The following is a 20,369-nucleotide window of genomic DNA, read 5'->3' as shown; positions in this document are numbered from 1 at the left end:
CGTCCGCGGCGCCGTCCGCGGCGCCGTCCGCGGCGCGGATGCCCACACCCGCCAGACGAACCGTCCGGCCCGTGCCGGACCGCGTACTCCATCTCGTCACCAACGGGCTTCCGTTCAAGCACGCCGGCTACACCGTGCGCACCCAGGCGCTGGTTGAGGCGCAGCGGGCGGCCGGGCTCGATCCACACGTCGTGACACGCATCGGGTTCCCGGTGGCGCAGGGGGTGCTGGACGCCCGCCCGCTGCAGATCGTGGGCGACGTGCCCCAGCACCGGCTGCTGCCGCTGATGCTGCCGTACGGGCAGAGCGCGGTGCTGGCCCGCAACGCCGAGCTGGCCGGCCGTCTGGTGGAGCGGCTGCGGCCCAGCGTCCTGCACGCGGCAACCGACCACGGCAACGGGCGTGTGGCGCTGGCCCTGCGCGAGACCTACGGGCTGCCCGTGGTCTACGAGGTACGGGGCTTTCTGGAGGAGACCTGGCTGACCCAGGCCCCGGGACGGTCACGGGACGACGAGACCTACCGCGCCCGGCGCGAGCTGGAGACGTACTGCATGCGTGAGGCCGATCTGGTGCTGACGCTGGGCGCGGCGATGAAGGCCGAGATCGTAGCGCGGGGGGTGCCCGAGGAGCGGGTCCTCATCTCGCCGAACGCGGTGGACGAAACGTTCCTGGCTCCGCTACCGGACGGCGCGCCGCTGCGTGCCCGGCTCGGCATCGCCCCGGACGACCTGGTCGTCGGCACTGTCAGCAGCCTTACGCCACACGAGGGCATCGGCACTTTGCTCCGTGCGGGTGCCGAGTTGCGGCGCCGGGGAGTCCCTCTGCGACTGCTGATCGTGGGCGACGGTCCGGAACGCCCGGCACTGCAACGCCTGGCCGCCCGACTGGGCCTCGACGACGGCATCGCTCTGTTCACCGGTCGGGTGCCGCACTCCCAAGTGCACGACTACTACGCTGCGTTGGACGTCTTCGCACTGCCACGCACCGACGAGCGCGTGTGCCATCTGGTGACCCCCCTCAAGCCGGTCGAGGCGATGGCGAGCGGTCTTCCCGTCGTCAGCAGCGATCTCACAGCCATGCGGGAACTGGTCGAGCCGGGAGTGAGCGGCCTGCTAATTCATCATAAATCATCCCGTGTCTGGGCAGATTCTCTAGAAGAACTTCTTTACCGTAAAACGCGACGAAATGAATGGGGAGCAGCCGCCCGCGAGCTGGTCGCGCGCGAACGCACCTGGAAAAGGGTCGCGGCCACGACCCGTGAGGCGTATCGCAGTCTCGGATGCGTCTGAGTTCCAGATCCCCCAGCGGCACCAGCCAGCGTCCTGCACCTTCGGTCCATCATGTCCTGCCGTCCGGCAGGGCTTGCCTTGAGGCGGAGTGAATCGCTATGCAGCTCTCACCGGCCGAACCGTTCGGGGAATTGAGCGCAAAACTATCGGAGGAAGAACGGCACGACCGCGTCGAGCTCGCGGTGATCGGGCTCGGTTACGTAGGACTGCCGCTCGTGCGCGAGGCGGCCTCCGTCGGCCTGAGAGTCGTGGGTCTCGACCGTGACCCCCGGGTCGTCGCGGGGCTCAACGCCGGCCGCTCCCATGTCGACGACGTGTCGGACGAGGACGTCCGCCGGATTCGGGAGGCGGGATTCAGGGCGTACACGGACGACGCCTGTCTCGCCCGGGCGCAGACCGTGGTGATCTGCGTGCCGACCCCGCTCAGCGAGGACGGCGGACCCGACCTGAGGGCGGTGACCTCCGCCACCCGCGCGGTGACGAGCAGGCTGCAGCCCGGACAGCTCATCGTGCTGGAGTCGACCACCTACCCGGGCACCACCGAGGAAGTCGTACGGCCGCTACTGGAGGAGTGCGGGCTGCGGGCGGGCGAAGACTTCGCGCTCGCCTTCTCACCGGAGCGCATCGACCCCGGCAGCACCACGCACGGGCTGCGCGAGACACCCAAGGTGGTCGGCGGCTTCACCCCGTCGTGCGCCGCCCAGGCGGTCGCCTTCTACGGAAAGCTCGTCGACACGGTCGTCCAGGCCAAGGGCACCCGCGAGGCCGAGATGGCCAAACTGCTGGAGAACACCTACCGGCACGTGAACATCGCGCTCGTCAACGAACTGGCCATCATCAGCCGCGAGTTGAATGTCGACGTCTGGGACGCCATCCGCTGCGCGGACACAAAACCGTTCGGCTTCCAGGCCTTCCGGCCGAGCGCCGGAGTGGGCGGGCACTGCATCCCCATCGACCCCAACTACCTGTCGTACAAGGTGCGTTCCTCGCTCGGCTACGACTTCCGCTTCGTCGAGCTCGCCCAGGACATCAACCGGCGGATGCCCGAGTACGTCGTACGTCGCGCCCAGGACCTCCTCAACACCGCCGGCCGGCCGCTGCGCGGCTCCCGGGTGCTGCTGCTCGGCGTCACCTACAAGCCCGACGTCGCGGACCAGCGCGAGACCCCGGCCCTGCCGGTGGTTCGGCTGTTGCGAGGGCGGAAGGCCGAGGTGTCCTTCCACGACCCGCATGTGCCGGGGTGGACCGTCGACGGGGTGACCGTCCCACGCGTCGGCGACCTCATGGCGGCAGTACGCGATCACGACCTGACGATCCTGCTGCAGGACCACTCGGCCTACAACCTGCCTTTGCTCGCCGACGAGGCCCGCCTGCTGTTCGACACCCGAGGCCGGATCTTCCAGCCCGGGGTCGAAGTTCTGTAGACCGCCACCCCTCCCACACGGCCCAACGGCCCTACCTTGCGGCTAGTTATGAGGTTCTTTGATGCGTGTACTCGTCGCCACCATCGTGCATCACCCCGAGGATGCACGGATCCTGCACCGGCAGATCGCCGCCCTGCGGGAGCGCGGGCACCAGATTATGTACGCCGCGCCGTTCGCGGCATGCGGGGTGACGCCGCGGCCGGGCGTCGAGGGCGTGGAGCTCCCCCGGGCCGCCGGCCGCGACCGCCGCGCGGCGCTGCGCGCGGCCGGCAATCTGCTGGCCGCGCGAGGGCCGGAGGCGGACGTGGTGCTGCTGCACGACCCCGAACTGCTGCTGGCTCTGCCCGGCGCGATGCGCCGCTGGCGGCATGGCGGGCGGGCTCCGGTGACGGTGTGGGACGTGCACGAGGACACGGCAGCGGCGCTCGTCATGAAGCGCTGGGTGCCGGGAGTGCTGCGGCCAGCGTTGCGGCTGGGAGTGCGGGCCGCTGAACGGCTGGCGGAGCGGAATCTGCGGCTCCTGCTGGCCGAGGACGCGTACCAGGCCCGCTTCCGCCATGTTCACCCCGTCGTGCCGAACTTCGCGACCGTACCGCCTCTCCCACCCGAGCAGCCCCGCGACGACCGCGTCGTCTATCTGGGGCGCCTGTCGCGGGCGCGCGGCGTACTGGACATGATCGAAACGGCACGGCTGCTGGGACCTGCCGTGCGGGTCGAGGTGATCGGCGAGGCGAACCCGGACGTACGAGAGGTACTCACGCAGGCCGACCGGGAAGGAGTGCTGCGCTGGTACGGCTTCCTGCCCAACGACCGTGCGCTCGCCAGGCTTTCGGGCGCTCTGGCCGGCCTCTCCCTCCTGCACGACCAGCCCAACTACCGCCACTCGCGCCCGACCAAGGTCGTCGAGTACATGGCCCACGGTGTGCCGGTCGTCACCACGCCCACCCCGCTCGCGTCGGAGCTGGTCGAGCGGCACGGCTGCGGACTGGTCGTACCGTACGCGGATCCGGCGGCCGCGGCGAACGCCGTACGGCGTCTGCGCGCCGACCAGGCGCTGCGAGTGGGCGCGGCCCGGCGGGGTCGCGAGGTTGCCTTGTCCGGTCTGAACTGGCAGGTCAGGGCGGCCGAGTTCGTGGCCCTGCTGGAGCGATGGGTGAACGAGGCGGACGCCGCCAGGAACGCCACTTCCGGCTCCGCCCCCATGAGTGACGCGGTTCTGGCCGGCTGACCTGCCCTCCGCCCGGCCCGGGCGACGCCCCGGCACCCGCCAGCTGGACACGGCACTGTTTGTCGCCCGCCAGCAGATGGCCGAGGCCATGAGACGAGAGCAGCCCCTCCGCCACTGAACCCGCGCTGGCCGCGGCCTGAAGATGCGCGGCACTGTCCGAGACGCACACCGAGGTGGATCTGGGGCAGTCGGCCCATGCCCGGCATGAACCGAGGACCGCGAACCGCCCGCTCCAGCCCCGTGAGTGGGTCAGTCCCCGGGTTTGATCCCCTGGGCTGCGAAGCAGCGGACGGCTCACCTTCTGGCCGATGGCCTCGGCCAGCTGGTCACGCAGGCACACACCCCTATCTGACCCGGCTGCCGCCTCAGTCAAGCCCGGGGCGCCGTCTTGTCCTGACGACCCGTCTGTGTGGCTTGGTGCACTGCTAACAGCAGCATTTGGCCACCAGTCGGAAGGCGCTGGGAGATCCGAGCGCATGCCGATGTTCATCGGAAATGACGGCACTCCGGGGACGCGAGCGCAGGGACGACCGGCTGTGGCTGCTTGGCGTCTGCCCGATGCGCTGCCTGCGGGCTGCAGCGGTCAGTTGACGGCATCGGGTCCGTTGCCGGCGAACCCGCCTGGGTGCTCGGCGTTCGCAGTGCTTGGTTGTCGGGATGGAGATCCTGTTCTGGGCGGAATGGCATGGGTGGGCCGGGAGCTGTCGCGGCAGGCGATTGAGCGCGGTCATCGGGTGACGTGCCTCGCCCGCGGCGAAAGCGGAGAAGTCGCGGACGGAGCGGTACTGGTGGCCGCCGACCGACGTGATCCTTCGGCGTACGCAAACTGCTCGACCGCGAATGGGATGCGGTCATCGAGGTGTCATGGCAACCGGACTTCGTTCGTGAGGCGCTCAACGCACTGGGCGGCCAGTCCGGGCGCTGGGGCTATGTCTCCTCCGGCAACGCATACGCCTCCCATGCCACGCCATTCTTCGGGATGTGGAGATAGCGGCGCGGGTCGGTCTGCTCTGCCAACCCGAGCGGCCGGTGGAGCGCTTCGTGTAGCGGACCGACCCACTCGCGCATCAACTCCCGGCACTCACGGGTCAGCACCATGCACGCCGCGCTGCCCACGGTCAGGACGCAGGCCCCGCCGATCCCGCCGCTCTCCAGAGTCGCCAGGGCCTGCTCACGGTTGTCCCACACCTGCTGGACGGTCTGCGCAGTGGCGTCCAGGTCCCGGGTGGCCAGGTAGCCGCTCTCCGCGACACCGGACCCCAGCGCGACGCGGAAGGACAGGCGCCGCCATCCCGGCTTGTAGGAGCGGCGGCGTACGCGGCCTTCCACCTTCGGCAGGACGCGGGTGCCCGAGCGTCAGAAGGTGGCGTCGGTGCGCTTCACGCCGTCCAGGTCCCGGCCGGCCAGGACGGCCGATGCCGAACATGAGGGATTCGGCGGACTCCTCCACCTGCTTGTCGAACTTCGGCTGGTGGGTGAGATCTCTTTTTTTGGTGGCTCGCGAGAGCACCGGCCAAGAGGGCGGAGTGATCAGACAGCTTCTGCAGCTGACCTCCAACTGGCAGGGTGTCAGCCTCTGGGAGCTCGTCCGTTTTTCAGGTGAACTTACCGCTTTCATGAGGATAGGCGCTAGACATCCTCCTACGCTCTTATCCGACACGAGCAGTACAAGCACGGTGTGCCTGCCCTCTTTGGGCTCGATGACCGTCGGGGGTTCGCATGAGGCCGGGACAGTCCGGTTGGTGGGGCTCGTTGCACGCCGTTCGCATCGGCTGGTCATCGGCGGCATGTGGGTGGGGCAAGACTCTGGGGCTGGGATGCGTGCTTGCCGCCGCGGTGAGCGCGAGTTCGACGGTGGTGCTGTTCCTCCCAGTCGGCGTCGGAGTGCCGGCTGCGCATGGTCTGGCCGCCCTGTCGCTGCTTGGGCGTGCCAGGACGGCCGCCGGAAGGGTGCGTCTTCGCCTCGCACTCTTCGCGGGTTCTTTGGCAGCGGGTGGCCTTCACCACCTCGTCATCAGTCAGCTCCCTTCCTCTCGAGGAGGGCCCGCTGGGGGGCTCCACGTCGCCCTCCAGCTGCTGGCGCTCACCGGAATCGCCCTGTGTCTGGTGGTCGCGATCGCCGGACTGGTGATCGCGGTTACGGACCGGGGGGCGGCGCTGATCTGGCTGCGGCGAGTCCTGGACGGATGGATGATCGCCGGCTCCCTGCTCACACTGGGCTGGGTGCTGCTGCTGCATCGTGCCGACCAAAGCGGCGATGCCTTCGGGTCCTTGCAGGATCTGGCACGCGTGGTGACGGACATCCTGGTCTTTGGACTTCTGGTGGCACTGCGCTACTCCCTTAAGCGTCCTGAGCGCACTGCGACAACGGTGGGTGTCCTGGCCCTCGTCGCGTTGTCCGCAAGCGACATGCTGCGCATCCTCATGCCGGCCCCCGGTACCTGGTACGGCATTCCTTGCTCGGCGGCCTGCTCGATCACTGGCCTGCTCCTCATCGCCGTTGCCCCATGGCTGGCCGGAGGCACCAGCGTCGTGGACGTCGACCAGCGCATCATGCCCGTTGTCGGGGTCGTGGCCGCTTTCGTGCCCGTGGCCGTCTGCGTCCTGGCCTTGACAGCTCACACCATGGTCGGAGGCCGCACCGACATGGTTCTGCTGGTCCTGGCGGGTTTGCTGCCTATCTCGCTCGGCATCCGCCAGGGCATCATCCACGCCGATCACCTGCGTATCACTCGCGAAGCCACCACCCGGGAGGCGCTTTACCGCGCCTTGGTCGACGGCACCCGCGACGTGATCACCATCGTCAGCCTGGACGGCCGTGTGCTCTACGTCAGTCCTGCCGCTCATCACGTCTTCGGTTACCGGCCTGAGGACCTGCTGGGTGCCCGTCTGCCCCTGTACTGCCACCCCGACGACCTGACGCCGCTGATGCAAGCAGTCGAGACGCTGCGGCAGGAAGCCGCGTCAGGCATCCGCGGTCCGGGCCGCCGCGTGTCCTGCCGGGTCCGCCACGCCGACGGACGTTGGCGCCACGTCGAGTCGACGGTCAGCCACCACACCGAGGGAATGATCTTCAGCAGTCGCGATGTGACCGACCGGGTCATCCAGAGGGAACAACTCGAGCACCTGGCCTTCCACGACGCGCTCACCGGACTGCCCAACCGGGCCCTGTTCGCCGACCGAGTCGCGCATGCCCTGCGGAAGCGAACCACTCGCGTAGCCCCACCCGCAGTGCTCTTCGTGGACCTGGACGGCTTCAAGGCTGTCAACGACTCGGCTGGACACGCGGTGGGCGACGCTCTCCTGATCCACGCCGCTCGTCGGCTCCAGGCATCCGTACGGGCTGAAGACACCGTGGCCCGCCTCGGCGGTGACGAGTTCGCCGCCCTCCTGGAGGGAGAGGCCGGGACACACCCCTCACGTGCCAATGACGTCGCCGAGCGAATCCTGTCTGCCCTGACACAGCCGTACCAGATCGCAGGCAAAGAGGCACACGTCTCAGCCTCCATCGGCATGACACTCGCCCTCCCGGGCGTCACACCAGACGAACTCCTCCGCCAAGCCGATGAAGCCATGTACGAGGCGAAGAGAGCAGGCAAAGGCCGCATCCGCATGCACATCCCCCAGTCCCGCCGAACCGGCCACAGCCCGTCACCCGAGGCCCGCCAGACGGCCACTCCCCTCCAGGCGTCAGACGAACCGGCTGCGCACGGCCTGGGACAGTGACCCCGTACTGCCGGTACCCGAAACCCCTGATGCGAGCCTGATCGCCCAGCAAGGACTGGAGATTGTCAGGGCCGCGAGTCAGAGCTTCGAGGTGCACCGGGAGCCGGTCGGCAAGCGGAGCATGGCCGCGATCACGCTCGCGGACCACCCAGACGCTCGTGCGGCGCGGGACCAGCCGTGTGCCTGCTGGTCTCGGTCTCTACGTCTGGTGTCCCACGCCGAAGCCCATATCCAGGGGGCCTTCATCACCCTCATGACCCGCCGCCTAGCCCGCCCCCGCCGCGAAGCCGAGGCAGCCCCACCTGCTGCCGTTCGGCTGCCCACCCATCGACGCCCGGCCGAACGGCAGACAGGACTGCCCATCACTGGCGACGCTGGCTAACGAGCTCGTCAACCGCGCCAGGAGACCAACCAGCACGGTGCGGTCAACTCGACTCTCGCACGACCGCCACCTGGCCCGGCGGCACGGTGACCGTGCCGCCCTCGACCAACTTCCCCGTCAGCAGTTGGACGGCTCCGGCCGTCGCGACGGGAACCGGACGGCCGGTGCCGATGCTGAGAGGCGCGGTTGCGATCTTTCCCGGGCTGTCTTTGGGTGGAACGTACAGGCAGCCCCTGTGGGCCATCCGATCCCGGCCCGGCCAGGACCACGGGTTACGTCCGCGGAGGTGTCATGCAGGAGGCGCAGAGCAAGGCGCTGCGCTGGCGCAGGAACGCCTGGTGGTGGTTTCTGGCCGTCGGCGCCGCGGTGATCATCGTTTACGTCGTGGTCACCGCGCCCGTACGTCACCTGTTCTCCCCGGTGCTCGCGGCCTGCTCCACGGTGGCGATTGTCGTCGGCGTTCGGTGGCACCGGCCGCGCCCGAGCCGGTCCTGGTATCTGTTCGCTGCGGGCATGGGGCTGTTCACGGTGGCGGACGTCATCTTCGGCGCCTTCCTGGTCGCGGGCACGCTGGTGCCGTTCCCCTCACCGGCCGACGTGCTGTATCTGGCGGCCTATCCGTGCTTCGCCGCCGGCCTGGTCAGCCTGATGGCGGCGTGGGGCAGGGGCGGGCGTTGGGGGGCCGTGCTGGATGCGGGGATCATCACCCTGGGGATGTCCACCCTGGCGTGGGCGTTCATCGTCATGCCCTACCTGCGCGGTCACATGTCGGCGCTGCCGCTGACGGTCTCCCTGGCCTATCCGCTGGCCGATCTGCTGCTGCTGGGCATTGCCGCCAGGCTGGTGCTCGTCGCGGGAGTCCGCCTGCCGGCCCTCGCGCTGTTCACTGTGTGGGTGGGAGCCACGCTGGCCGCTGACGCGCTGTACTACTCCACGCTGGCCGCGACCGGCGCCCCGATCGCCGCCGACGTCTCCTATGTCCTGTGGATGGCCTCCTATCCGCTGCTCGGCGCGGGCGCCCTGCACCCGTCCATGGCCAGGACCACCCAGCTGGTGCCACGCCACCGGGAGCGGCTGTCCCGCGCCCGGATGACCGTGCTCACCCTGCCCGCTCTCCTCGGTCCCGTCGTGCTGATCGCAGACGTCGGCGGCGTGCGCGGGCAGGCGGCACACATCATGGCCATCGCGAGCATTGTGGCCACTTTGACCGTGTTGCTGGTCGTGCGCATCATGCTCCTGGCACGGTTCGCCGAAGCCCAGGCCGACCAGGCCCAAGCCCGGGCCCGCATGGCCGAGGACGCCCTGCGCCGGCAGACCTCGCTGCAGGAACAGCTCACCCACCAGGCCTTCCACGACGCACTGACCGGCCTGGCCAACCGGGCACTGTTCTTCGAGCGGCTGGAACACGCCCTCAGCCACCCCGCGGCGCACCGGAACACTGTCCTGCTGCTGATCGACCTCGACGGTTTCAAGGACATCAACGACAGCCTCGGCCATCCGGTCGGCGACGAGCTGCTCATCACCGTCGGCCACCGGCTCCTGGGCGCGGCCCGCCGCAGCGACACTGTCGCCCGCATGGGCGGGGACGAGTTCGCCGTCCTCGCCGAAGACCTCAAGGAGACCCCCGCCGAGTCGTACGCCCAGCGGTTCCTGGACCGCTTCAAGGAGCCCTTCGCAATCTCCGGCCATCGCAGCGTCTTCATCACCGCCAGCATCGGCGTCGTCGCCATCACCGAACCGACCACGTTCCACGACGCAGTCCGCAACGCCGACATCGCCCTGTACGCGGCCAAAGAACGCGGCCGCGACCGCGCGGAACTCTTCGAGCCCGCCATGAGCCTGGGACGACAGAGCCGGGCCCGTATCGCCCAGAACCTTCGCTACGCCCTGCCCCGCAACGAACTCACCGTGCACTACCAGCCGGTCATCCACCTGCCCACCGGACAGGTCACCGGCGTGGAGGCCCTGCTGCGCTGGGAGCCGGGCGGGCGATCCCCCACCCCGCCCGAGGTATTCGTGCCCATCGCCGAGGAGACAGGCATGATTCGCCCCATCGGCGCCTGGGTGCTGCGCGAAGCCTGCCGCCACGGCCGGCACTGGCACGACACCGTCCCGAAAGCCCAGGCCCTGAGCGTGGCCGTCAACGTCTCCGGCCAACAGCTCAAGGACCACCACTTCGCCGACACCGTGCGCCAGGTTCTGCGCGAGACCGGGTTCCACCCGGCCTCCCTGGTCCTGGAGATCACCGAGAGCACCCTCGTCACCGACGCCGAGACCACATCCCTCCACATCCGGGCACTGCGCGACCTCGGTGTACGTATCTCCATCGACGACTTCGGCACCGGCTACTCCTCCCTGGCCTACCTGCGCGACCTGCCGGCCGACATCGTCAAGATCGACCAGAGCTTCGTCCTGCGAGACGGTGGCGACGTCGACACGAGCCTCATCCAGGCCATCCTCCAGGTCGGACACGCTCTCGACCTGGACGTGATCGCAGAGGGCATCGAAACCCCCCACCAAGCACAGCGGCTGCACTCACTCGGCTGCCCCCACGGCCAGGGCTTCTACTACTCCCCACCCCTGGCCCCCAAAGCACTGGAGGCCTACCTCACCACCCAAGCAATCCTCACACCCACCAGCCCACACCCATGACCACAGATACCGTCCCGGGTACCCCCAAGCGCCTTCGCCCCCTTGGCTGCTGCTGCTCACCGCCATAAACCCCGCCGCAGCCAGGGCAGACGCCCGATAGTCACCCCCTTCGCCCGCAACCGAAGGACCGGGACGGATCCACTCACCGAGCACATCAACGAACACGGCTTGTCACCCAATAGGCCAAGGCAGAACAAGGGACCTGAGGAGCGCGCCTCAATTACCGCCTCTTCACCAGTTGAACGCGACCGGGCGCAGCAGCGCGGTCCGTCTCCCTCGCAGCTGGTCCTGCTTCACATGAGATCAGCGCCTGCCTCGTCATCGAACGGGGCGCTCCCACTGCCGGCGATCTGCAGCCCACTCGAGCAGAGGTCACCACCGCGCGTCACGGCAAAGCAGCCCTCCCGTCCCTCCTCCGTCTTGATGACCAACTCATCGGCCTGGCTCATGGCCCATGCGTCGGCCGCAGTCCTGGCGTGGATGATGCCGATCCACCTCGGCTCGGTGCCATACAAGTGCTCCTGACCGCCGAAGGGGTCAGCGACCAGCACCTTGTACTCCGTGAAAGACACCAGCTGCGCGCTCACTTCGTAAGGGACTCCATCGGCGATCACGCGCGCCGGCCCGGCGTAGCTCCCCATGACCAACACGGTGACAGCAAGGCGTCGTGCAAAGGCACGGACACGCCCCACCGCCACAACGGCCGACACACATCACCACCCGCCTGACCGCCTACTCGCCAGTAGCCATCAGTTTCCGCGGGACTTGTGTCTGCCCATTGCCGCCAGGCTCATTCCGGCAGCTGCCGTGTGCCCGAGCCGCCTTTTTGCCCACTGTGCCCGTTTGTGCCGCCCTGCACACCGCCTCATACGCCTGCTGCCAGGTGCGGCCGAGGTTCGGCGTGAACGATGCGGGCGCCGGGCATGCCGACGCTGGCTGCAGCCACGGCGCCGTCGCCCGGCCGGACCCCAGCGCCCCTTGGACGCTCGCAGCAGCGCCGGCGAGGACAGCGCACACCACCATCACGAGCAACGCGTGTTCACGCCTCCCTCCGTCTGAGGTTCGGTGGCAGGCTTGGACGCCAGGCAGCATCCCGCATCCGACCCTGTCTGGCCTCCGCAACGGGACATGTGGCCAACCTCGCTCCGAAAACGGCCCGGCCCCTATTCACGCGACGGATCCATTCCCTCACCCAGGAAGAGCACCTCGACGCACTCCCGGTCCTCAACGGGCATCTGAGCGGCAGGGATCTGCCGCTCCTGCCCCCAGGAAGGAGGCGGATCCGCACGTCGTCGCCGTGGTGCAGGGCAGCAGCCAGCCGCGAGGGCACCTCGCCCGACACCACCCCGTCGCAGCCCTCCAGCCCAAGCGAACGCCCCGAGCCAAGCCTCGATCTCAATCTCGGGTCTGATGCACGATCGGGTGACATCTGAACTGGCTTGCCCTGTGGGGCGGGTGGGAAGGATGTCGCTGTGCCCAAGCCTTATCCGGAAGAGTTCCGCCAGGACGTCGTGCGGGTCGCAAGGAACCGCGGACCGGGTGTGACGGTCGAGCAGGTGGCCACCGACTTCGGAGTCCATCCGATGACGTTGTGGAAGTGGATGCGCCGCGCGGACATCGACGATGGGAGCAAGCCCGGAACGACCAGCCAGGAGAGCGCCGAGCTTCGGGAAGCGCGTCGGCGGATCAAGCTGCTGGAGCAGGAGAACGAGGTCCTGCGCCGGGCCGCGGCATACCTGTCGCAGGCACATCTTCCGGGAAAAGGATCTACCCGCTCGTGAAGGAGCTGGCCAGGGACGGGGTGCCCGTCACGGTTGCGTGCCGGGTGCTGAAGCTCGCCAGACAGCCCTACTACCGCTGGCTGGACCAGCCGGTGACCGATGCCGTGCTGGAGGAGGCGTATCGCGCGAACGCGCTGTTCGACGCGCACCGTGACGACCCGGAGTTCGGCTACCGCTTCCTCGCCGACGAAGCGCGCGGCGCGGGGGCCGTGATGGCGGACCGGACTGCATGGCGGATCTGCCGGGACAACCGCTGGTGGAGCGTGTTCGGCAAGAAGCGCGGCAAGGGCAAGAAGACCGGCCCGCCAGTGCACGACGACCTGGTCCGCCGTGACTTCACCGCGACCTGTGCGAACCGGCTGTGGCTTGCCGACATCACCGAGCACGCCACCGGCGAAGGCAAGCTCTACCTCTGCGCGATCAAGGACGCCTTCAGCAACAGGATCGTGGGCTACTCCATCGATGCGCGGATGAAGTCCCGCCTGGCCGTGGCCGCCCTGGACAATGCCGTGGCCCGGCGTGGAGACGTCGACGGGTGCATTCTGCACAGCGATCGCGAATCGCAGTTCCGCTCCCGGAAGTTCGTCCGGGCGCTCGACCGTCACCGGATGGCCGGATCGATAGGGAGGGTTGGAGCTGCCGGTGACAACGCGGCGATGGAGTCCTTCTTCAGCCTGCTGCAGAAAAACGTCCTCGACCGCCGGGTCTGGGCTACCCGTGAAGAACTGCGGATCGCGATCGTCACCTGGATCGAGCGGACCTACCACCGACGCCGCCGACAAACGTCGCTCGGCCGGCTGACCCCCATCGAATTCGAGACCGTCATGACCACGCCGGCCCTCCAGGCCGCGTGACTGCACCTGTCACCCGAACCTGCATCAGACCCCTCTTCTTCCCCCAGCCGAGCAGCACACAGGACACGCCAGCAGCCTGCCCTGCCTCACCCCCCTCGGCGAGAGCCCGCGCCGCCTGCCACCCTGCTGTCATCCTGTTGGACGACCACTTGCAGCTCCCCAGGCCAGCAGATCAGCGCCTGGTGCCGGTCCTGCGACCTTGCCCGCCCATCAAGAAGGATCCGCTGCGCGGGTCGCGTGAAACCCCCTGCTACGGCACTGTCGCCCGGGTCTGGAGCGTCTCATGACTGAGCATGCCGCCCGTCGGCCGGCACATCCGGCCCTGGCCGGTGTCGTGCTTCGGGTGCCGAAGTCAGAATTCCCGGGGTGACGTCAGGCGTGCGTGGGCCACGCATTCTTCCGCGAACGCCAGGGCTTTGAGGTGATAGGCACGGGCGGTCCAGCCGAGACTGATGTTGTGACCCGTACGAGGCAGGCGATCAACAACGATGCGCGGGGCTGCGGACAGCCGCACGGTCAGATCCGCGATCGCCTCATCGTCGTGACGCCACCAGGCCTCATGCTCGGCGAAGGTCAGCCGGACCGGGACGCGGACGCGCGGCAAGATCACAGCCGACAGCCGCGTCCAGCCCGCCACCGTGCCGATTTCATGGGCAGGCATCGGCGCCACCACCGGCTGGCTCACCTGGAATGTCTCCAGTGGATACGAGCCCAACGGCCCCCAGTTCAACCGCCGCAGACCCAAACCCGCCTCACAGCCGACCAGCCTGGGATTCACCGCGAGCCTGCGACCGCACCCCGAGACATCCACACCCAGCAACTCCCTTATGCTCCAGTCAGCGGCGGCGGCAAAGGCGACCTTGGCCCCGAAGGAATGACCGAGCAGCAAAGTGCCGACACCGGATGCGTGGCGGGCGGTGAACGCGGCTATTGCGGCCCGCACGGTCGCGGCCTGCGCGGTCAGTCTCTGCCCCCAGGGAAGACGGGCGGCTGACGCACCGTAGCCGGGACGGTCCAAAGCCAGCACCGTATAACCCAAGCGCGCCCCCAACGCCAGCAAGGACACATCCGGATGCGCCTGGCCATCGAAATAGCCGGCATTCATCCCCCCGCCGTGCAGCGCAACGATCACCGCACGCGCAGCACCATCCGCAGGCTCACTCATCAAACCGGACAGCGTGACGCCGTCCGCATCGACCCTGACAGGCCGTACACCCGGGGACAGCTGCCTGCCACGCCCATCTGGCGCAGCCGGTGTTCGGGCACCGGCCTGCGCCGGGGCATCACCCACGGCACAGACCCCGACCGAACCAGGAACAGGCACACGCCGATACCGCCCTGCCAGCCGCACACAGCACGCCAACCCCTCCACAATCATCCCAAGCCGGACCGAAGCCAAGGGCAGCGCCCCGCACCTCATCCTCCAAGCCCCGCCCCACACCAGCCAGCCGGCTATCCCCCATCCGTGGAACAACCACACCCGCGCGCCCGGCAGGCGCCGATCACTACACGGCAGGACAAGCCCCACGAGCTCGACGACGGCTACACCACCAAAGCGCATACGTCCGCTCCTTCAACCCACCCGCCGAACACGCACCCTCCGAATAGTGCACATCGCACATCGGCATCCCACCGACGGACACCGCAACGTCCGATCTGGCACCGACGCCAACCGTCACCCACAACAGCACGGCGCCTGCTGCGCCTGGCCAGAAGACAGCCGAGATCAAGACCAAGCCCACGAAGGCCTCCACGCGGTGACCGCATGCCTTCAAGCGCAGGACTGCCTGCCGGGCACCGCACAGTGCCCGTGTGACACATCGGCGCCGCAACGCGCTGTAGACAATGACCCGATCATGAGGGTCGAGGAGCCCGCCCTCTGTGGAGGGGGCAGCGGGCTCCAACGTGCAGGTGCAGACCAGTTCCCCCCGTGACAGGTCTGCCCTGCACGCATAAAACGGCCAGGTCGCCCACCAGTGACAGGGCACCCCGGGGTTGAGCGCGGCGTTAGCCTATTCCGCCGAAACCGAAATGACTGTCCATTGAATGCTCGGCCATGCGGGTGACGGTGAGGGGGCAGCCGTCTTGGCCGCGGGGCGTGTCCGTGCCCGCGCACGCCGCCCTGCTGTAACCGTGTCCGTCATGGGCAAATACAACGGACCGGCGCGCGTGATCGCCGACAGAGTCCCATACGAGGTGAGCGCTCAGCTGGTGTCCTTCACGGAGTACAAGGCGCTGGTCTCCGACTCCGTCGGCGGCCAGGAACACGTCCACTCCGGCCATACCAGGTGGATCGGTACCCTCCGCACCAGGACCACGGCCGATGCATGGACCATTCGCCGTTCGGACGACCTGATCCTCCGAACGGAGGAGGACTGGGGAGGCCATTTTACCGTAACCGGCGGCGGCGGGCTCGGCTCGAGCGAGCTGAGAATCAACGGAAGCGGAAACCCCCCGTTTCGCGACACGCCACAGCGCCACCTGCCGTGAAACAGGCCCGGGTGCGACTCTAACCCGCGAAAAGAAGGTGGGCGGCTCAGCCTCTGGCTGCCGGGGGGTACCGGAGGAAATGCTCCGGCCGCCGGCTCGCAACACGGGGAGTCCGCCCGACCGCCCGCTACGTCCGCGTCGGTGACCTCCGCCGTGACAAGACCGGACACATGGAACTCGACCACACGGCGGGAAAGTGCCCGCAGCGAGTGGCAGCTGCTCGCCGCCTGCCACAATTTCCGCAAGATCTTCCGACACACGGATCGGCCGGTCTCACCGCGGCGATCGCCTGACCGGCCCGGCCGTCAGCCCCTGTCCGCTCGATCCCCGAACCGGAAGAACCACCACCGCCGCCGCGGGACACCGGCCGGGCGACCGCCGAGCGATCCCACGATCAGGACCACCCGGTCAGTTGCCCGTTACTGAGACACGCTCCTAGCTCGCTTGAAGTCCCCGTCAGCGAACCAACGAGGACTCATGAACGATCGAGGCCCGGGTGCCCCCGCAGGCCGCAGCCCATCGCCGCCGGGGGTCCGGGCCTCGATGGGCTTCAACGAGGTCCGGCCCCGGCCCCGAGCGGGAACGCTGCCCGCGACCGGTCCGGCGTCAGTTGTTCTGAGTGGTGCGGCGGCGACGCATCAGGTACACGGCCGCGGCGCCACCGAGGATGAGCGCCCCGCCCGCGCCGGCGATGACGGGTGTGGCGGAGTTGCCGCCGGTCTCAGCCAGGTTCAAGCCGTCGTTGCCGGTCTGGGTGTTGGGCTGATTGCCCGCGGCGACAGAGCTCTCGGCGCCCTTGACACTCTTCGAGCCGGCGGACTCGGCGGAGGACTGGCCGTCGGACGAGCCGCCCTCGGCCCTGCCACTGCCGGATCCGTCACCGCTCGCACCGTCACCGTGCGAACTGTCACTGTCCGAACCGTCATGGTCGGCGCCGGAGGCGCCCGGCATTGCGCAGGTGGCCTCGGCGAGCACGATCTCTCCGGATGCCTTCACCACGCCCAGCTTGGCTGGAGTCACTGTGTACTTCAGCCGAAGCGCGGTGGCAGCCCCCGTGCTGTCCGTCGTGGTCGCGTTCTCCAGGACGAGGTCGACGGTGCCGACGCCCGGCACCTCGACGTGCTGGTCGCCGGGCCCGTTCACAGGGACCGGCTTGCCGAGGACGGTCACGTTGTCCGCCATCGCGGCCTTCGCGGTCGGTTTCGTGCCCGTCTCGCAGGAGGCCGTGGCCTTCAGAAGGTCGGCGGCCAGCAGCGGGGTATCGGGCAGGCCGGGTGCGTAGGCCTGTACGCCGACGAGCTTGGCGTGGCCCACCGACCGGTGCGCGTCCGCTTCGACGCTGGAATGCGCAACCTTGGCCTTGACCAGCGTTGTGGGCTGCCCCTTGTTCACACCGTTCACCTGGGCGGTGAGCAGTGTTTGCTGCGCGTCCCCGGGCGCGCTCAGATCGTTGAGCGACTTCTTCACCGGAACGTCGCCGACACCCTCCACGGAGACCTTGAGGTCGGCGCGCGCCGCGACGGCGGTCGCCTTGCCGGTGGAGCCGGAGCGTTCATCCGCGGGTACCGCGTAGGCCGGGCCGGCGGCCAGTGCGCCGCCGATCGCCAGAGCCGAAACGCTCAGGAGAGCGGCTGGGCATACGGGCATGCTGAAGACATTCCTGTGCAACTGAGAAACCCCCACAAAGACATGGAGCCGTCGGCGCTACGGTGCTCGCTGCAGCGTGTCCGCCGACGGCCTCGACCCGCAGATCATGGCCTCACCGACGCCGATCGTGCGACAATCCGATCAGAGATCACTCCAACGTGCGGTTTCCTCACCCACTCCTTGCCTACCGCGCAACTTCTGGGCCTGGTAACTCGTTGCTGTCAACCGGTCTTGGCCCCTAACGCCGTTCTGCCTGGGCAGTGGTCGACCGCGCCGCCAGGAACCGTCGTCACCTCGGAACCCTCGGCCTCGCCCGCGGCGACGGCGAACGACCACACGTCCCCACCCTTCACATGCAGGGCGCGGCTCGCTCCGCAGGCGCTTAACCTTGATGCGGTCGGCCGCGGTCGAAAGCCGCAACACTCGGACTTCAGGGTTCCATCTGCAGGTCAACTGGGTGTACAGCAAGCTGGGCGGCATGTAGCAACGGCCGCACATGCGCGGCGGCCCGGTGAGCCCGGGCCCCCGCCGACAACCTTGCGCGCCGCGTAGACCGGCCCTGGCGTCTCGCACCCGGGGCCGGTGTGTGCGGTGCGCGGCCGGAAGGGAGGCGGTGGCAGTGGTCTACGGCGACGTGTCGCTCGTAGTGGACGAGCGGGACGACCTGTTCTACACACGGGCGGCGCTCCAGGCCCACCGGCCCGCAGAAGGCCGCATCACCGTGCAGCCGACGCCGGCCAGCGGCAGCCCGGCCGCGCTGGCGCACGACATGCTGTATGCGCTGGGCAAGCGGCTTGCCCCCGGGCCCCACTCCCCCGATGTGTGGCTGGACTCGGTGAACGCGGCCTGGCTCGCCGCGGCTGCCTGGGGTGTCGCGACCGGGGCGCGGCACGTCGTGGTCCCCCGGGCCCATCTGCTGACCATCCGCCGGATCGACCAACTGCTCGCCTGGCGCGAGACCGGGAGCTCAGCTGACCCTACTGTGGCAGAAGCCGCCGCGCGGACTGCCGCCGACGCTGGCCCGCGTAGAGCGCCGCATCAGCGGCCGGGACCAGTTCGAGGCGCTCCTCGCCGAGCCGGGACCGAGACCCGCGCGCCCGTCCTTCCCTCCCACTCTCCCGGCGATCAAGGGACCGGCGGTGGCTGCGAGGCAGTCACCCGCCCCGCAGCCGGGCGGGACCGGGGCGGCGTCGATGAGGCCCGGACGGCGGGCTCACTCTTGTGCCGGTGCGTTGGCAACGGCGCAGCTGGTCCAGGCCGCCCCTGCCATCGAGATCGCGTCCGAGGAGGCCGCCGCTCTGGCCGCTCTCGCGGACCCGCTCATCGCCGCAGCGCTGAGCGTGATGGCCTTCACTCTGGCCGGCCTGGGCAGCCTACGCATCACCCGCGACCTCGACATCACCGGCGACGTCTCCGCCATCAAGCTCCACGGGGTCGGCCATCGGCACTGTCCTTTGCACGCCATCCCTGCCTGGGCACGCCCCCTGCTGGCCGGCGCCCGCGCCCACCACCGTCTGACGGCCCACCCGCCCGCGGACGGCGTGTTCGCCCCCGTCATGCTCGCCGAAGCCCGGTATCTGCGCGCGCATGCCGGACGTCTGCCCCGGCTTGACCTGTCCCTGCCCGCCGGCGCCCTGGTCCCTTGAGTTGGGGTGCCGCCCGCTGCGCGCCACAGACACGGCACAGCTAAGGCCACCGTTCGCGTCAGGCACCGCCGCCCACGGCCGGAGGGCCAGGAGTGGTGGAAGACAACCTAGATGCCCCGTTCTGCCCGCCTGACGCAAGGTCAGGAATGGCCGGGCATCTGCACGGCTTTCAGCAGGCCCGGGAGTGTGGGGAGGACGTCGTCGTAGAGAGTCTCCTGTTCGCAGCCGTGCCCGCCGGTTCGAGCGATCTCGTCGGCCAGATCACGCAGGGCCTCGATGCCCTGGTGCGCAAGCCGGGCGGCGAGCTTGCGGTTCTCTTCCAGTTTCGCGGGCTCCTGGTGGTATTTGGTGCTGGCACGGTAGAGGTCGACGGTCATCGCGACGGGTGTGATAGGCCGCCCGATGCGGTCGGCGAGGTTACTGATGATCCGGATTCCGTGGGCGTCGAGGTCGCCCCATGCCGCGACAGGCAGACCGTCGAGGCCGCGGAGGAACTCAGCCAGGCCGTCGGTTGCGTAGCCCTTGCCCCAGATGCACAGCCAGGTGTCGGCGATCTCCGGGATCTTGCAGACCTGTTCGAAGGTGTCCTCGTTCTCGATCAGGAAGATGCCCTGGGCATCGCAAGAGATCATGCCGAGGGCGCGGACACCGCGGACGGGCAAGGCGAGCCAGGGGTTGCACGCTGCCGCATCGGCGATGACTGTACCGACTCGCCACTGCAGGGGGCCGCGGATGCGCAGTTCAGTGTCGGCTTTGTCGACGGCCTGGTCGAAGGGGATGCCGATCAGGTTGGAGAAGGCCTGCTGCCGGGCTGGGGTCCAGGCGCTCTTGGTGTTGCGCAGGCTGCGTCCGGCGAGCTCCTTGGCTGTGATCTTGCGAGGGGTGTCCTGGGCGGGCCACCAGATGCCAGCGGCCCGGATAGCGACCTCGTAGACACGCCAGTCCTCGGCTCGTGTGGCGGTGCTTTCGGGGATCTTCAGGACACGCCCGGGTGGCGTCATGGCCAGCAGCGCGTATTCATGGGCGAGTTGAGGGATACGGGACATGATGTCGAGGAGGTCGCGGTACAAGTTCTCGGGGTGCTGACGGCCTTGGAGTTCGGCGAGTTTATCCTCGGCGAGTTCGGCCCACGACTGGGTCAGGGTCCATGAACGCGGGCTGTAGCCGGTGGCGTTGATGACGTCGCAGCGCAGAATGACGGCGCCGCAGCGGATGAGGTCGACCACGGTCTGCCAGGCGTTGTCGCCGAG

Annotated in this window: 14 protein-coding genes and 2 pseudogenes; 9 read left to right on the top strand and 7 right to left on the bottom strand. The window is 68.8% G+C overall.

The features are described 5' to 3' along the window. Positions 1-71: 71 nt before the first annotated feature. The 4 genes and pseudogenes from PV963_RS43190 to PV963_RS43175 form a co-directional block, all read left to right on the top strand. Positions 72-1,289 (top strand): glycosyltransferase, encoded by a 1,218-nt coding sequence (locus tag PV963_RS43190; protein ID WP_274821872.1) that lies wholly within the window; start codon positions 72-74, stop codon positions 1,287-1,289. Between the two features lie 131 nt (positions 1,290-1,420). Then, a complete protein-coding gene (locus tag PV963_RS43185) occupies positions 1,421-2,713 on the top strand; it encodes a nucleotide sugar dehydrogenase (RefSeq protein ID WP_274821871.1) in 1,293 nt (430 codons plus the stop codon). 61 nt (positions 2,714-2,774) lie between these two features. Next, positions 2,775-3,941, top strand: a complete 1,167-nt coding sequence (locus PV963_RS43180) for a glycosyltransferase (RefSeq protein WP_274821870.1) — start codon at positions 2,775-2,777, stop codon at positions 3,939-3,941. Positions 3,942-4,621: 680 nt separating this feature from the next. After that, a pseudogene (locus tag PV963_RS43175) lies at positions 4,622-4,911 on the top strand (oxidoreductase); the annotation flags it as partial. Here PV963_RS43175 and PV963_RS43170 read toward each other — a convergent pair. Then, positions 4,869-5,270, bottom strand: a complete 402-nt coding sequence (locus tag PV963_RS43170; RefSeq protein WP_274821869.1) for a hypothetical protein — start codon at positions 5,268-5,270, stop codon at positions 4,869-4,871. The pseudogene PV963_RS43175 and the gene PV963_RS43170 sit on opposite strands and share 43 nt — an antisense overlap. 777 nt (positions 5,271-6,047) lie before the next feature. Here PV963_RS43170 and PV963_RS43165 point away from each other — a divergent pair. Continuing rightward, positions 6,048-7,667 (top strand): sensor domain-containing diguanylate cyclase, encoded by a 1,620-nt coding sequence (locus tag PV963_RS43165; protein ID WP_274821868.1) that lies wholly within the window; start codon positions 6,048-6,050, stop codon positions 7,665-7,667. A gap of 425 nt (positions 7,668-8,092) precedes the next feature. On the opposite strand, the gene PV963_RS44230 is transcribed toward PV963_RS43165, so the two are convergent. Further along, positions 8,093-8,293: a Beta-galactosidase C-terminal domain gene (locus PV963_RS44230; protein WP_425541002.1), complete on the bottom strand. Its 201-nt coding sequence runs from the start codon at positions 8,291-8,293 to the stop codon at positions 8,093-8,095. A 47-nt stretch (positions 8,294-8,340) separates the two neighbouring features. Here PV963_RS44230 and PV963_RS43160 point away from each other — a divergent pair, with 47 nt between their 5' ends. Then, positions 8,341-10,701: a putative bifunctional diguanylate cyclase/phosphodiesterase gene (locus tag PV963_RS43160; RefSeq protein ID WP_274821867.1), complete on the top strand. Its 2,361-nt coding sequence runs from the start codon at positions 8,341-8,343 to the stop codon at positions 10,699-10,701. A gap of 293 nt (positions 10,702-10,994) precedes the next feature. On the opposite strand, the gene PV963_RS43155 is transcribed toward PV963_RS43160, so the two are convergent. After that, positions 10,995-11,342 carry a hypothetical protein gene (locus tag PV963_RS43155; RefSeq protein WP_274821866.1) on the bottom strand — a complete coding sequence of 116 codons (348 nt, stop codon included), beginning with the start codon at positions 11,340-11,342 and terminating at the stop codon, positions 10,995-10,997. Positions 11,343-12,173: 831 nt separating this feature from the next. On the opposite strand from PV963_RS43155, the gene PV963_RS43150 reads away from it, so the two are divergent. Beyond that, positions 12,174-13,336 (top strand): IS3 family transposase gene (locus PV963_RS43150; RefSeq protein WP_274821865.1). Its coding sequence is split into 2 segments (ribosomal slippage): positions 12,174-12,458 and positions 12,461-13,336, totalling 1,161 coding nucleotides; the frame shifts between segments, so codons are not numbered across the junction. Positions 13,337-13,688: 352 nt separating this feature from the next. On the opposite strand, the gene PV963_RS43145 is transcribed toward PV963_RS43150, so the two are convergent. After that, on the bottom strand, positions 13,689-14,501 hold the full coding sequence (locus tag PV963_RS43145) for an alpha/beta fold hydrolase (protein ID WP_274821864.1): 813 nt from the start codon (positions 14,499-14,501) through the stop codon (positions 13,689-13,691). A 977-nt stretch (positions 14,502-15,478) separates the two neighbouring features. On the opposite strand from PV963_RS43145, the gene PV963_RS43140 reads away from it, so the two are divergent. After that, positions 15,479-15,826, top strand: a complete 348-nt coding sequence (locus tag PV963_RS43140) for a hypothetical protein (RefSeq protein WP_274821863.1) — start codon at positions 15,479-15,481, stop codon at positions 15,824-15,826. 606 nt (positions 15,827-16,432) lie between these two features. Here PV963_RS43140 and PV963_RS43135 read toward each other — a convergent pair. Together PV963_RS43135 and PV963_RS43130 are read right to left on the bottom strand one after the other, a co-directional pair. Further along, the gene (locus tag PV963_RS43135) at positions 16,433-17,473 is read right to left on the bottom strand and encodes a choice-of-anchor P family protein (protein WP_274821862.1); all 1,041 of its coding nucleotides are present in this window, start codon (positions 17,471-17,473) and stop codon (positions 16,433-16,435) included. Positions 17,474-17,739: 266 nt separating this feature from the next. Then, positions 17,740-17,914 (bottom strand): annotated as a pseudogene (locus tag PV963_RS43130) (PPOX class F420-dependent oxidoreductase); the annotation flags it as partial. Positions 17,915-18,705: 791 nt separating this feature from the next. Between PV963_RS43130 and PV963_RS43125 the strand changes: the two are divergent. Then, the gene (locus PV963_RS43125; protein WP_274821861.1) at positions 18,706-19,119 is read left to right on the top strand and encodes a hypothetical protein; all 414 of its coding nucleotides are present in this window, start codon (positions 18,706-18,708) and stop codon (positions 19,117-19,119) included. 140 nt (positions 19,120-19,259) lie between these two features. On the opposite strand, the gene PV963_RS43120 is transcribed toward PV963_RS43125, so the two are convergent. Further along, entirely contained in the window at positions 19,260-20,345 is a 1,086-nt protein-coding gene (locus PV963_RS43120) for a Wadjet anti-phage system protein JetD domain-containing protein (RefSeq protein ID WP_274821860.1), read from the bottom strand. Between the last annotated feature and the right edge of the window lie 24 nt (positions 20,346-20,369).

It is taken from the genome of Streptomyces coeruleorubidus, from assembly GCF_028885415.1.
Taxonomy (GTDB): Bacteria; Actinomycetota; Actinomycetes; order Streptomycetales; family Streptomycetaceae; genus Streptomyces; species Streptomyces coeruleorubidus_A.
This window is presented reverse-complemented; position numbering and strand designations above follow the sequence as displayed.

Coding starts and splice junctions, on each gene's coding strand:
- PV963_RS43180 (WP_274821870.1), top strand. CDS start 2,775: ATGCGTGTACTCGTCGCCACCATCGTGCATCACCCCGAGGATGCACGG.
- PV963_RS43145 (WP_274821864.1), bottom strand. CDS start 14,501: ATGAGTGAGCCTGCGGATGGTGCTGCGCGTGCGGTGATCGTTGCGCTG.
- PV963_RS43140 (WP_274821863.1), top strand. CDS start 15,479: ATGGGCAAATACAACGGACCGGCGCGCGTGATCGCCGACAGAGTCCCA.
- PV963_RS43160 (WP_274821867.1), top strand. CDS start 8,341: ATGCAGGAGGCGCAGAGCAAGGCGCTGCGCTGGCGCAGGAACGCCTGG.
- PV963_RS43135 (WP_274821862.1), bottom strand. CDS start 17,473: ATGCCCGTATGCCCAGCCGCTCTCCTGAGCGTTTCGGCTCTGGCGATC.
- PV963_RS44230 (WP_425541002.1), bottom strand. CDS start 8,293: ATGGCCCACAGGGGCTGCCTGTACGTTCCACCCAAAGACAGCCCGGGA.
- PV963_RS43155 (WP_274821866.1), bottom strand. CDS start 11,342: ATGGGGAGCTACGCCGGGCCGGCGCGCGTGATCGCCGATGGAGTCCCT.